This is a genomic window from Chitinilyticum litopenaei DSM 21440, from assembly GCF_000428145.1.
GTDB lineage: Bacteria > Pseudomonadota > Gammaproteobacteria > Burkholderiales > Chitinibacteraceae > Chitinilyticum > Chitinilyticum litopenaei.
Genome location: NZ_ATZJ01000027.1, coordinates 21705 through 35331 on the forward strand (window position 1 = coordinate 21705; position 13627 = coordinate 35331).

12 protein-coding genes are annotated in these 13627 nt (G+C 64.7%); all 12 read left to right on the forward strand.

What is annotated here, in order from left to right:
* Positions 1-2 precede the first annotated feature (2 nt).
* Complete coding sequence (locus C515_RS0111390) at positions 3-458, forward strand: division/cell wall cluster transcriptional repressor MraZ (protein WP_028455639.1); 456 nt, start codon at positions 3-5, stop codon at positions 456-458.
* Positions 455-1387, forward strand: coding sequence for a 16S rRNA (cytosine(1402)-N(4))-methyltransferase RsmH (gene rsmH, locus C515_RS0111395; protein WP_028455640.1), 933 nt, complete (start codon positions 455-457; stop codon positions 1385-1387). The genes C515_RS0111390 and rsmH overlap by 4 nt, the downstream gene beginning before the upstream one ends.
* A complete protein-coding gene (ftsL, locus tag C515_RS0111400; RefSeq protein ID WP_028455641.1) occupies positions 1384-1689 on the forward strand; it encodes a cell division protein FtsL in 306 nt (101 codons plus the stop codon). The genes rsmH and ftsL overlap by 4 nt, the downstream gene beginning before the upstream one ends.
* Positions 1689-3545, forward strand: a complete 1857-nt coding sequence (locus C515_RS20705) for a peptidoglycan D,D-transpeptidase FtsI family protein (RefSeq protein ID WP_051304869.1) — start codon at positions 1689-1691, stop codon at positions 3543-3545. Before ftsL ends, C515_RS20705 begins: the two co-directional genes overlap by 1 nt.
* Positions 3542-5023: a UDP-N-acetylmuramoyl-L-alanyl-D-glutamate--2,6-diaminopimelate ligase gene (locus C515_RS0111410; RefSeq protein ID WP_028455642.1), complete on the forward strand. Its 1482-nt coding sequence runs from the start codon at positions 3542-3544 to the stop codon at positions 5021-5023. Before C515_RS20705 ends, C515_RS0111410 begins: the two co-directional genes overlap by 4 nt.
* Positions 5023-6408 carry a UDP-N-acetylmuramoyl-tripeptide--D-alanyl-D-alanine ligase gene (locus C515_RS0111415; RefSeq protein ID WP_211234047.1) on the forward strand — a complete coding sequence of 462 codons (1386 nt, stop codon included), beginning with the start codon at positions 5023-5025 and terminating at the stop codon, positions 6406-6408. Before C515_RS0111410 ends, C515_RS0111415 begins: the two co-directional genes overlap by 1 nt.
* Positions 6408-7493 (forward strand): phospho-N-acetylmuramoyl-pentapeptide-transferase, encoded by a 1086-nt coding sequence (gene mraY, locus C515_RS0111420; RefSeq protein WP_028455644.1) that lies wholly within the window; start codon positions 6408-6410, stop codon positions 7491-7493. The genes C515_RS0111415 and mraY overlap by 1 nt, the downstream gene beginning before the upstream one ends.
* Positions 7494-7501: 8 nt before the next feature.
* Positions 7502-8905, forward strand: coding sequence for a UDP-N-acetylmuramoyl-L-alanine--D-glutamate ligase (gene murD / locus C515_RS0111425; protein WP_028455645.1), 1404 nt, complete (start codon positions 7502-7504; stop codon positions 8903-8905).
* A 2-nt stretch (positions 8906-8907) separates the two neighbouring features.
* A complete protein-coding gene (gene ftsW / locus C515_RS0111430) occupies positions 8908-10095 on the forward strand; it encodes a putative lipid II flippase FtsW (RefSeq protein WP_081686911.1) in 1188 nt (395 codons plus the stop codon).
* A complete protein-coding gene (murG, locus tag C515_RS0111435; protein ID WP_028455647.1) occupies positions 10092-11159 on the forward strand; it encodes an undecaprenyldiphospho-muramoylpentapeptide beta-N-acetylglucosaminyltransferase in 1068 nt (355 codons plus the stop codon). Before ftsW ends, murG begins: the two co-directional genes overlap by 4 nt.
* A 98-nt stretch (positions 11160-11257) precedes the next feature.
* A complete protein-coding gene (murC, locus tag C515_RS0111440) occupies positions 11258-12655 on the forward strand; it encodes a UDP-N-acetylmuramate--L-alanine ligase (protein ID WP_028455648.1) in 1398 nt (465 codons plus the stop codon).
* Entirely contained in the window at positions 12652-13563 is a 912-nt protein-coding gene (locus C515_RS0111445) for a D-alanine--D-alanine ligase (RefSeq protein WP_028455649.1), read from the forward strand. Before murC ends, C515_RS0111445 begins: the two co-directional genes overlap by 4 nt.
* Positions 13564-13627 lie beyond the last annotated feature (64 nt).

The following is a 13627-nucleotide window of genomic DNA, read 5'->3' on the forward strand; positions in this document are numbered from 1 at the left end:
GCATGTTCAGTGGTGTTGCAACTTTGACGATCGACAGCAAGGGGCGCATGGCGATTCCAGCCAAGCAGCGCGACCTGCTGGCCGCGCTCGGTCAAAACCGCCTCTGGCTCACGCTCAACCTCACCGGCAGCAACCCTACCGGCTCGCTGGCGCTCTATACCGATGCCGAATGGCAAAAGGTCTGCAGCCAGATCAATGCCACCCCCGGCACCCAGGGCCAGATCCTCAAGCGCACGCTGATCGGCAATGCCGAAGAAATCGAGCTCGACGGCTCGGGCCGCATGCTGCTGTCCGCCAATGTGCGCAAGCTCTCCGGGCTGACGAAGGCCGTCGCCTTTGTCGGCGTCGGCAACCGCTTTGAAATCTGGGATGAAGAGCGCTGGAATGCGCTCAATGACGACGTGCTGGCGCTGGATGGCGACGCACTGAGCACACTGATGCAGGGGATCGTGCTGTGAGTTTTGTTCACAAGACGGTCCTCCTTGACGAGGCCGTGGCCGGGCTGGCCATTGATCCGGCCGGCATTTACGTTGATTGCACCTTTGGTCGCGGCGGCCATTCGCGCCTGATCCTCGGGCAACTGGGCCCGCAGGGGCGGCTGATTGCCTTCGACAAGGACCCGGCCGCGATTGCCGAAGCCGCCACGATCACCGACCCGCGCTTCACCATCGTGCACAACGGCTTTGCCACGCTGGCCGATGCGCTGCGAGGGCTCGACATCGCCGCTGTCGATGGCGTGCTGATGGATCTGGGTGTCTCATCGCCGCAGCTGGATGACGGCAGCCGCGGCTTCAGTTTCCGTTTTGATGCGCCGCTGGACATGCGCATGGACACCACCCGCGGCATGACCGCTGCGGAATGGCTCAACACCGCTCCTGAAAAGGACATTGCAGAGGTTATCAAGGACTATGGCGAAGAACGGTTTGCTAAATCGATTGCAGCAAAGATTGTTGCGCGTCGGCTCGAACAGCCCCTTGCAACAACACGCGAGCTTGCCGCACTCGTGGCGCAATGTGTCCGCACCCGCGAGCCGGGCCAGGACCCGGCGACGCGCACCTTCCAAGCTGTTCGGATTTTCATCAATCGGGAGCTTGAGGAGCTCGCGCTAGTCCTCCCGCAGGCACTGGCGGCACTCAAGCCCGGCGGTCGCCTGTCGGTGATCGCCTTCCACTCGCTGGAAGACCGCATCGTCAAGCGCTTCATGCAGGACAAGGCCAGCGCCGACAAGCTGCCGGCCGGCCTGCCGATCCGCGCCAGCGACATTCCGCCCGCGCCGCTGAAGATCGTCGGCAAGCCCGTGCGCGCCAGCGAGGCCGAAGTCGCCGCCAATCCGCGCGCCCGCAGCGCCATCCTGCGCATTGGCGAGCGCACCACGGGTGCGCTGTGATCCGGCTCAATCTGTTTTTGCTGGCCTTGCTGGTGCTGTGCGCCCTCAGCGTCGTCACCAGCTCGCACCGCACGCGCAAGCTCTATGGCGAGCTGCAAAAGCAGGAGGCCGCCGCGCGTGCGCTGGAACTCGAATGGGGCCAGCTGCAACTCGAGCAGAGCGCCTGGGCCATCCACTCGCGCATCGAGCGTGAAGCCAGCCAGCGTCTGGGCATGATGGTCGCCCCCAGCAACCGCACCCAGGCCATCTTTTCCAGCGGTGCCAGCGTGCCGCAACCGGTCATCCAGCAGGATCTGTACTGATGGCCTTTGCCCACACCGCCAGCCGCCACGCCGGCCGCCGCCCGCAAAACCCGCAACCACGCCTTGAACACTGGCGCACCTGGTTCGTGCTGGGCAGCCTGCTGGCACTCTTTGCCGTATTGCTGGGGCGCGGCATATACCTGCAAGGGTTCAATGAAGAATTCCTTCAGGAGCAAGGGGAACAGCGCTATACCCGCAGCCTTCGCCTTGAAGCGCTGCGCGGCATGATTGTCGACCGCAATGGCGAGCTGCTCGCGCAATCGACTACGGTGCAATCAATCTGGGCCAGCCCCCGTTCGGTTTACGCCCTCCCCAAGGGCCAGCAGCGCCCCAAGGACTGGCGGCAGAAAAACGACACCGACAAGGTGCCGGTCAGCGGCGAGGAAATCCAGCTGCTGGCGAAGCTGCTGGGCGTGCCGGAGGCGGAAATCCGCCGCAAGATGTTCGACGAGCGCCGCAACAGCAAGGGCGAGGTGCTCAAGCCCGCCGATTTCGTCTGGCTCAAGCGCCAGCTCTCGCCCGAAGAAGCCCGCAAGGTCATGGCGCTCAATATTCCCGGCATTTATTCGCAAACCGAATATCGCCGCTTCTACCCGGCCGGCGACCAGCTGGCGCATGTCATCGGCTTTACCGACATCGACGGCCGCGGCCAGGAAGGCTTCGAACTCACGCGCGACAAGACGCTGGCCGGCAAAGCCGGCAGCCGCACGGTAATCCGCGACCGGCGCGGCTACATCGTCGAGGATGTCTCCACCATCGTGCCGCCACTTGACGGACAGACGCTGCAGCTGTCGATCGATGTGCGCATCCAGTACCTGGCGTTTCGCGAACTGAAGGCCATGGTCGAGCAGAGCGATGCCAAGGGTGGCGCCATCGTGGTGCTGGATGCACGCACCGGCGAGGTGCTGGCGATGGCCAATGCCCCCTCCTACAACCCGAACAGCCGCAATGGCATCGACCCCGCGCACCGTCGCAACCGCGCGATTACCGACCTCTACGAGCCCGGCTCGACGATGAAGGCGATCACCGCCGCGATGGCGCTGGATGCTGGCAAGGTCAAGCCGACCACGGTCATCAGCACCGATGGCGGACGCATGACCATTGGCCCGGCCACCATCCGCGACGATCACCCCGGCGGCGCGATGACGGTCGAGCAGATCATGCAGAAGTCGTCCAACGTCGGTGCCGCCAAGCTGGCGCTGATGATGGACCGCGAAGCCATGTTCAATTTCCTGAAAAGCATGGGCTTTGGCGAGAAGGTGAATACCGGCTTTCCTGGCGAAGCGGCCGGCCGCGTGCGGCCCTGGAAGGACTGGCGCCCGATCGAACAGGCCACGATGGCCTATGGCTACGGCGCCTCCGCCAGCGTGATGCAGATGGCGCGCGCTTATCAGGTCTTTGCCACCGACGGTGAAATCCGCCCGCTGACCTTTACCAAACTGGTGGCGCCGCTGCCGGGCCGCCCGGTCATCAAGCCGGAAACCGCGCAGGCCGTGCGCAAGATGCTGGAAATGGTGACCTTGCCCGGCGGCACCGCCACGCGCGCGCAAGTCGTCGGCTACCGTGTCGGCGGCAAGACCGGCACGGCCAAGAAGCTCGTCAACGGCGTGTATTCCGACACCGCCCGCGTCGGCTCCTTTGTCGGCATCGCGCCCATTTCCAGCCCGCGCATTGTCGTGGCGGTGATGATCGACGAGCCGCGCTTCGACATGCGCTATGGCGGCCTGGTGGCTGCCCCCGTCTTCAGCAATGTCGTGGCAGGCACCCTGCGCATTCTGGGCGTGCCGCCCGATTCGCCCACCGAGAACATCCTGCTGCCGCCGCCGGGAGCGGCGGAAATCCTGGAGGAAACATGAAGCCAGCCAGCTGGGCCCTGCCCGCGCTTGACCTCGCCGCCATCGATGCCATCGCCGCAGGCAGGCCGCTGGCCGTCGACAGCCGCAAGGTCCAGCCGGGCGATGTGTTTCTGGCCTTCCAGGGCGAATACGCCGACGGCCGCCAGTACATCGCCGACGCGATTGGCAATGGCGCCGCCGCCATCCTCTGGGAAGCCGAGGATTTCCGCTGGGATCCGGCCTGGACCGTTCCGAACCTGGCCATCGCGCAATTGCGCGCCCAGGCCGGCATCGTGGCCAGCCATCTGCTGGGCAATCCCTCGCAGCACATGACAGTGGTCGGCATCACCGGCACCAATGGCAAGACGTCGATCGCCAACTGGCTGGCACAGGCCTTCGCGCTGCTGGGCAAGCAATGCGGGGTGCTCGGCACGCTCGGCAACGGTTTCCCGGGCGCACTGGAAGAATCGACGCACACGACGCTCGACCCGGTCAGCCTGCAGGGCTGGCTGGCCCGCCTGCACCAAGCCGGCGCCAGCCATATCGCCATGGAAGTCTCCTCGCACGGACTGGTGCAGGCGCGTGCGCATGGTACGGCCATCGACATCGCGGTATTCACCAATCTGACGCGCGACCACCTCGACTATCACGAGACCATGGACGCCTACGGCGCGGCCAAGGCGCAGCTGTTCGCCTGGGAAGGTCTGCGTGCTGCCGTGATCAATGCCGACGATGCCTTTGGCCGCCAGCTGCTGGAGCAGTGCCAGGCCGCACTGGTCCATGGCTATGGCTTTACCGCTGGCGACCTGCGCATCACCCGCTATGCCGCCACGCTGGACGGGCTCAGGCTGGACATCCACACGCCGCAGGGCGAAACGCGCATCGAATCGCCACTGCTGGGCCGCTTCAACGCCAGCAATCTGCTGGCCTGCCTGGGCGTGCTGCTTGCCAGTGGCGTGACGCTGTCGGATGCCAGCCGGGTGCTGGGCCAGATCCAGCCGGCCGCCGGACGCATGCAGCGCCTTGGCGGCGCGGGCAAGCCGCTGGTCGTGGTCGACTACGCACACACGCCGGATGCGCTGGAAAAGGCGCTGGCCACGCTGCGTGACGCCATGCCGTCGCAAAGCCGGCTGTTCTGCGTGTTCGGCTGCGGCGGCGACCGTGATCGCGGCAAACGCCCCATCATGGGCGAGATTGCCTGCCGCATGGCCGATTCGGTGGTGATTACCAGCGACAACCCGCGCAGCGAAGCGCCGCAACGCATCATCCAGGACATCGTCGCCGGCGTGGCCGGCGTGCCGGGTACCGGGCACGCCAATTATTCGATCGCCTCCGACCGCGCCCACGCCATCAACGACACCATCGACATGGCGCACGCCAATGATGTGGTGCTGATCGCCGGCAAGGGACACGAGACTTATCAGGAAATCATGGGCGTGCGCCACCACTTCGACGATGTCGAGGTCGCCACGCGCGCCCTGGCCAGGAAGAAGAAGTAATGATGCTGTCGCTGCGGGAAACCGCAACCGCCCTTTCTGCAGAACTGCTCGGCGACGACGCGCAGGCCTTTGCGCGCGTCACCACCGACAGCCGCGCCCTGCAGCCGGGTGATCTGTTCGTCGCGCTGAAGGGCGAGCGCTTTGACGCCCACGATTTCGTGCCGGCGGCGCTGGCCGGCGGTGCGGCCGCCGCCCTGGTCGACCATGCCGTGCCGGATTGCGCACCGCAACTGGTCGTCAAGGATACCCTGCAAGGGTTAGGGCAACTTGCTCATTACTGGCGTGGGCTGCATGACGATACCCCACTAATCGCCATCACCGGCAGCAATGGCAAGACCAGCGTCAAGGAAATGTGCGCCAGCATTTTTGCGGCCGCTGCCGGCGACGCTGCGGCGGTGCACGCCACACAGGGCAATCTGAACAATCACATCGGCCTGCCGCTGACCGTACTGGGCATGCGCGCCGAACACCGTTACGTCGTCGCCGAGATGGGCATGAACCACTTCGGCGAGATCGACTACCTCACCCGCATTGCCCGGCCCGATGTGGCACTGGTCAACAATGCCGGCGCGGCACATCTGGAAGCACTCGGCTCGGTCGCCGGCGTGGCGCGCGCCAAGGGCGAGATCTTCGCCGGCCTCAAAGCGGACGGCGTCGCCATCATCAACGCCGACGACGAATTCGCCCCGCTGTGGCGCGAACTGGCCGGCCCCTGGCGCCAGCTGAGTTTTGGCCTTGGCGCAGAGGCCGACATCGGTGCGCGCGCGCTGGCCAGCGATGCGCTGACCAGCCGCTTCGAGCTGGTGATCGGCGGCGCCACCGCCAGCGTCACGCTGGCGGTGCCCGGCCAGCACAATGTACGCAATGCGCTGGCCGCCGCCGCCTGCGCCCATGCGCTGGGCGTGCCGCTGGCCACCATCGCGCAAGGGCTGACAGCGTGGCAGGGCGTGAAGGGCCGCTTGCAGCGCAAGCTTGCCGCCAATGGCGCGACCGTGCTCGACGACAGCTACAACGCCAATCCCGATTCGATGAAGGCCGCCATCGACGTGCTGGCCGGCATTCCCGGCGACACCATCCTGGTGCTGGGCGACATGGGCGAGGTCGGCAGTGACGCGCCGCAGCGGCATGCCGAAATCGGCGCTTACGCCCGCGACAAGCACATCGCGGCGCTGTTCACGCTGGGTGAACACATGGCCGAGACTGCGCGCGCCTTTGGCAGCACGCATTTCGCCACACTGGCCGAACTGCTGGCCGCGCTCGACGCTCGCTGCGCGCCGCATTCGACCGTGCTGGTCAAGGGTTCACGGTTCATGAAAATGGAACGCGTCGCGGATGCACTGGTCCACGGCACGCTGGTCGCTGACACACCAAAGGGAGAGAAGTAATGCTGTTGTGGTTGACCCAATGGCTCGGCGAATCGGTTCGCGCCTTCAATGTTTTCAATTACCTCACGTTGCGTGCGGTGCTGGCGACCATGACCGCACTGGCCATGTCCTGGCTGCTCGGCCCCTATGTGATCCGCAAGCTGACCGAACTCAAGGTCGGCCAGGCGGTGCGCAACGACGGCCCGCAAACGCATCTGGTCAAGGCCGGCACGCCGACAATGGGTGGCACGCTGATCCTGCTGTCCATCGGCATCACCACGCTGCTGTGGGGTGACCTGAAGAATCAGTACATCTGGCTGGTGCTGATCGTCACACTGGCCACCGGCGTGATCGGCTTTGTCGATGACTACAAGAAAGTGGCGCTGAAAGACCCGAAGGGGCTCTCGGCCCGCGCCAAGATGTTCTGGCAATCGCTGATCGCCATCGGCGCCGGCATTTTCCTGACCGTGTATGTGAAGGATCCGGCCCAAACCGGCTTCATCATTCCGCTGTACAAGGAAATCCTCTATCCCTTTGGCGCGGTGGGTTTCTGCGTACTGACCTACTTCGTGATCGTCGGCACCTCGAATGCGGTCAATCTCACCGACGGGCTCGATGGCCTGGCCATCCTGCCGACGGTGCTGGTGTCCGGCGCCTTCGTGATCTTCGCCTATGTCGCCGGCAACGCGGTGTTCTCGAAATACCTTGGCGTACCGCACGTACCCGGAGCCGGCGAGCTGGCGGTATTCTGCGCGGCAATGGCTGGCGCGGGGCTGGGCTTCCTGTGGTTCAACGCCTATCCGGCCGAGGTCTTCATGGGCGACGTCGGCGCGCTGGCGCTGGGTGCGGGCCTGGGTATCGTCGCCGTGATCGTGCGCCAGGAAATCGTGCTGCTGATCATGGGCGGCGTGTTTGTCGTCGAGGCGCTCTCGGTGATGATCCAGGTCGCCAGCTTCAAGATGACCGGCAAGCGGGTCTTCAGAATGGCGCCGCTGCATCACCACTATGAACTCAAGGGCTGGAAGGAGACGCAAGTCGTCGTGCGCTTCTGGATCATCACCATGCTGCTGGTGCTGGCGGGTCTCGCCACGCTGAAACTGCGCTGAGGTGAACGATGAAGCTCAACGGTAAACACTGCATCGTCGTCGGCCTGGGTGAAACCGGCCTGCCCACCGCGCTCTGGCTGGCCAGACACGGCGCGCGCGTGACGGCTGCCGACAGCCGCAGCGCCCCGCCCAGCCTGGCAGCGCTCCAAGCAGCACTGCCCGACATCGAAGTCCGTCTTGGCGCCTTTGACGACCACACCTTTGCCGACGCCGACCTGCTGGTAACCAGCCCCGGCGTGCCGCTGGCCACTCCCGCCGTCGCGGCCGCTGCGGCGCGCGGCATTCCGGTGGTGGGCGATGTCGAGTTGCTGGCGCAGGCCATCGAAGGCAAGCCGACCAAGGTCATCGCCATCACCGGTTCGAACGGCAAATCCACCGTCACCACCATGGTTGGCGAAATGTGCAGGGCGGCCGGACTGGATACCGTCGTCGCCGGCAATATCGGCCTGCCGGTGCTGCAGGCACTGAGCGATTACGAAGCGCAGGGCAAGCTGCCGGATGTGTGGGTGCTCGAATTGTCCAGCTTCCAGCTGGAAACCACGGCCTCGCTGAAAGCCGATGCCGCCACCGTGCTCAATGTCAGCGAGGATCACCTCGATCGCTACGCCGGCATGCGTGAGTATGCCGCCGCCAAGGCGCGCATCTTTGCCGGGCTGGGTGTGATGGTGCTCAATCGCGAAGATGGCTGGTGCAGGGGTATGGCAGCTGCAGGTCGCGACATTGTTTGGTTCGGGGCAGATACCCCTCGAAACGGCAGTGAGTACGGCCTTGTTGCACAGGGCGATGACTTCAGTTTGCGTGCCGGTGATTACGAAATGATGAAGGCGGCCGAACTGCCGCTCGCCGGCCTGCACAATGCGGTCAATGCGCTATCCGCCATCGCGCTGTGCCGCGCCATCGGCATCGCCACCGGCCCGCTGGTCGCCGCGCTGAAAGCCTTCAAGGGTCTGCCGCATCGTGTGGAATTCGTGGCCGAAGTAAATGGCGTGCGTTACTACGACGATTCGAAGGGCACCAATGTGGGCGCGACCGAAGCCGCGCTGAAGGGCATGACCCAGCCGGTCGTGCTGATCGCCGGCGGCGACGGCAAGGGCCAGGATTTCACGCCACTCAAGCCCGCCTGCGAGCGCATCTGCCGCGCCGTGGTGCTGATCGGCCGTGACGGCCCGCAAATCGCCGAGGTGCTCTCCGATGCGCAATCGGCACTGGTGGCGGAAAACGACGAAGGCGAAGCCTTCCTGCCGGTGCTGCAGGTGCCGACGCTGGAAATGGCCGTGAACGTGGCCGCCAACCTGGCCGAGCCGGGTGATGTGGTACTGCTTTCGCCGGCCTGCGCGAGCCTCGACATGTTCCGCAACTATCACCACCGCGCCGAAGTCTTCATCGCCGCCGTGCAGGCGCTGGGAGCCTGAGCATGCGGCACATCTTCTACCAGGCCATGAAGCGGCTGAAGCCCACGATGAGCGCCTATGACCAGGCGCTGCTGTGGTGCGTCGTCCTGCTGCTGGCAATCGGCCTGGTGATGGTGTATTCCTCCTCGATCGCCATGGCGGAAGTCGACAAGGACACAGGCTTTCGCTCCGGCTATTTCCTCGGTCGGCATGCCGTGTTTCTGGTCGTGGGTGGCCTAGCCGGGCTGGTGGGCTTCAGCATCGCCAGCAAGCACTGGCAGGATTACGCCCCCATGCTTTTCCTGCTGGGAGTCTTCCTGCTGATCCTGGTGCTGATTCCCGGCATCGGCCGGGAAGTGAACGGCTCGCGGCGCTGGCTGTCGCTGGGGGTGGTGAATCTGCAGCCTTCCGAGCTGATGAAGTTCTTTGTCGTGCTCTATGCCGCCGACTACGCCATGCGCAAGGCGCACAGCATGAGTGGGCGCTTCATCGACAGCATCACCAAGGTGCTGCTGCCCATGGGTCTGGTCATGGCCATCGTCGGCGCGCTGCTGCTGCTGGAGCCCGACATGGGCGCCTTTGTGGTGATTACCGCCATCGCCATGGGCCTGCTGTTCATCGGCGGCTTCAACTGGCAGCTGTTCGCCGCCCTGGTGCTGATGCTGGGCGGCGCCTTCGCCGCGCTGATCATGTCATCCGAATACCGGCGCGACCGGGTTCTGGGTTTCATGAATCCCTGGGATGACCCGTTTGGCAAGGGCTATCAGCTGTCGCACTCGCTGATCGCTTTCGGACGCGGCGAATGGACGGGCGTCGGCCTGGGCGCCAGCGTGGAGAAACTGTCCTACCTGCCCGAGGCGCATACCGACTTCATCATGGCCATCATTGCCGAAGAATTCGGCTTTATCGGCGTCGCCGTCGTGATCCTGCTGCTGACCTTCCTGGTGTTCCGCGCCTTTCGCATCGGCCTGCAGGCCGCGAAGCTCGAACGTCACTGGCAGGCGCTGGCAGCACAGGGCATCGGCATCTGGATCGGCGTGCAGTCGGTCATCAATATCGGCGTGAACATGGGCCTGCTGCCCACCAAGGGGCTGACCCTGCCGCTGCTGTCGTTCGGCGGCTCCGGCATCGTCGCCAACCTGCTGGCGCTGGGCGTGCTGCTGCGCATCGATTATGAAAACCGCCAGATGATCCGGGGGTATGCACTATGAGCAAACGCACGCTGCTCGTGATGGCCGGCGGCACCGGCGGCCACATTTTCCCGGCGCTCGCCGTGGCACAAGCCATGGAAGCCCGTGGCTGGAAGATCATCTGGCTGGGCGCGGCAGGCGCCATGGAAACGCGCGTCGTTCCGCAATACGGGATCGCGCTGGAAACCCTGGCGATTACCGGTGTGCGCGGCAAGGGTCTGCTGACCAAACTGGCCCAGCCCTGGGTGCAACTGAAGGCGCTGTTTGGCGCGCTGCGCGTGATTTTCCGCCACCGCCCCGATGTCGCCATCGGCTTTGGCGGCTTTACCGGCTTTCCCGGCGGGCTGGCGATGCGACTGCTGTGGCTGCCGCTGGTCATTCATGAGCAGAACTCGGTGGCCGGGCTGACCAACAAGGTGCTGGCCCGCATAGCCAATCGCTTGCTGTTTGCCTTCCCTTCCGCCTTTCCGGGGCGCGATGGCTGCATCGGCAACCCGGTGCGCGCGGAACTCAGCGCGATGCCAGCACCGGAGCAACGCTTTGCCGGACGCAGCGGCCCGCTGAAGCTGCTGGTCGTCGGCGGCTCGCTCGGCGCGCAGGTGTTCAATGAAGAAGTGCCCAAGGCGCTGGCGCTGCTGCAGGCGGATGAGCGCCCACAGGTCATTCATCAGGCTGGCGAAAAGCACATCGATGCACTGCGCGCGAACTACGCCGCTGCCGGTGTTGCCGCCGAATGCGTCGCCTTCATCAGTGATATGGGCACTGCCTATGCCGAAGCCGATCTGGTAGTGTGCCGCGCCGGCGCGCTGACGGTTTCGGAGCTGGCCTGCGTGGGCGCGGCCAGCGTGCTGGTGCCTTTCCCGCATGCCGTGGATGATCACCAGACGGGTAATGCCCGCTACCTCAGCGACAACAAGGCCGGCAGACTGATACCCCAGACAGAATTCAGCGCAGCACAGCTGGCGGCGCTCTTGCAGGACATGAATCGCGACCAGTGTCTGGCGCTGGCGCAAGCCGCGCGGCAGCTGGCCAAACCCGATGCGACCGCCAGTGTGGTCGCCGTCATCGAAGAATTGGCATCGTAAGAATATGAACCACAGAGACACAGAGTTCACAGAGAAAGCCACAGAGATTTTTCCTCTGTGTTCTCTGTGCCTCTGTGGTTAAAAAGGTCTTGAACGTAATGAAACACAAAGTCCATCACATCCATTTTGTCGGTATCGGCGGCGTTGGCATGAGCGGCATCGCCGAGGTGCTGCTCAACCTCGGCTATCGCGTCAGCGGCTCGGACCTCGGCAGCAATGCCACGACCCGGCGCCTGGAGGCCGCCGGTGCGACCGTGTATCAGGGCCATGCGACCGAATACATGCAGGGCGCCGACGTGGTGGTGATTTCCAGCGCGGTGAAGGATGACAACCCGGAAGTCGTCGCTGCGCGCGAGAAAAAGATTCCGGTCGTGCCGCGCGCGATGATGCTGGCCGAGCTGATGCGCCTGAAGCAGGGCATCGCGATTGCCGGCACACATGGCAAGACCACCACCACCAGCCTGACCGCGTCAATTCTGGAAGCCGCCGGGCTCGATCCGACCTTCGTGATCGGCGGCAAGCTGCACGCGGCCGGCAGCAATGCCCGGCTGGGCAGCGGCGACTTCCTGGTCGCCGAAGCCGACGAAAGCGATGCGTCCTTCCTGTTGCTGAGTCCGGTGATTTCGGTCGTCACGAATATCGATCAGGATCACATGGATACTTACGGGCATGACTTCGAGAAACTGAAGCAGGCCTTCGTCGATTTCCTGCACCATCTGCCCTTCTACGGGCGAGCCGTGCTGTGCATCGACGACCCGCATGTGCGTGCCATCCTGCCGCGCGTGACGAGCCCGGTGACGACCTATGGCACAAGCTCCGACGCCATGCTGCGCGCCGAGAACATCCGCGCCGTCGGTCACCAGATGCATTTCGATGCCGTGTGGGAAAACGGTGAAACCCGCCGCATTCCGGTCGTACTGAATACCCCGGGCCATCACAACGTGCTGAACACGCTGGCCGCGATCGGCGTGGCACTGGAAGTCGGCGCCGACGAAGCCGCCATCCAGAAGGCACTGGCGGAATTTGCCGGCGTCGGTCGCCGCTTCCAGCGCTATGGCGACGTGGCGCTGCCGCAGGGCGGGACGATGACCGTCGTCGACGACTACGGCCATCACCCGGTGGAAATGGCTGCGACACTGGCCGCCGCACGCGGGGCGTTCCCGGGACGCCGGCTGGTGCTGGCCTTCCAGCCGCACCGCTATACCCGTACCCGGGATTGCTTTGAAGACTTTGTAAAGGTTCTCTCCACGGTCGATACCCTGGTGCTGGCCGAGGTGTACGCCGCCGGCGAAGCGCCCATCGTCGCCGCCGATGGCCGCGCACTGGCCCGTGCCGTGCGCGTCACGGGCCGTGTAGAACCGATTTTTGTCGAACAGATTACCGACCTGCCCGACGCGATTCTGGCCATCGCACAGGACGGCGACGTGATCATGACCATGGGCGCCGGCTCGATCGGCGGTGTTCCCGCAAAACTGCTGGCGAAAAACGAACAATGACAACGAAACACTACGGCAAGGTCGCCGTGATCATGGGCGGCAGCTCCAACGAACGCGAAGTGTCGCTGATGAGTGGCGGCGGCGTGCTGGCCGCGCTGCAAAGCCGCGGTGTCGATGCGCATGCTTTCGATCCGGCCGAAAAACCGCTGGCCGCCTTGCAAACGGAAGGCTTCGACCGCGCCTTCCTGATCCTGCACGGTCGCGGCGGCGAGGACGGCACCATCCAGGGCGCGCTGGAATTCCTCGGCGTTCCCTACACCGGCTGCGGCGTGATGGCCTCGGCCATCGCCATGGACAAGTGGCGCACCAAGCTGCTGTGGGAAGCCGCCGGCCTGCCGGTGCCCGAATACCGCATCGTCGAGAGCGCCGACGAACTGGTGCGCGCCGCCGACGAGCTGGGTCTGCCGCTGTTTGTAAAGCCGGCGCATGAAGGTTCGAGCGTCGGCGTGGTGAAACTCAAGACGCTCGATCAATGCCAGGCCGCCTGGGAAGAAGCGTCGAAGCACGACGCCATCGTGCTGGCCGAGCGCAACATCGCCGGCGGCGAATTCACCTGTGCGGTGCTCGACGGCAAGGCGCTGTCGACGGTACGCATCATTCCGGCGACCGAGTTCTACGACTTTGAGGCCAAGTACATCCGCGACGATACCGAATACCGCTGCCCGGCCGGCCTGTCCGATGCCGACGAGACGCTGGCGCGCCAGCTCTCGGAAAAAGCCTACAAGGTACTGGGAGCCTCGGGCTGGGCGCGCATCGATTTTCTCGCCGACACCGATGGCACGCTCTACCTGCTCGAAGCGAATACCGCACCGGGCATGACCAGCCACAGCCTCTTTCCCATGGCCGCCCGCGAAGCGGGGCTGAGCTACGAGGATCTGGTGCTGCAGGTGCTGGACACCACTTTGTAAAAGGAAGGAAAGGAAACGTGTATTCGAGCGGAAAACCTTGTCAGGCCGTCGCGAGCGGCACCCG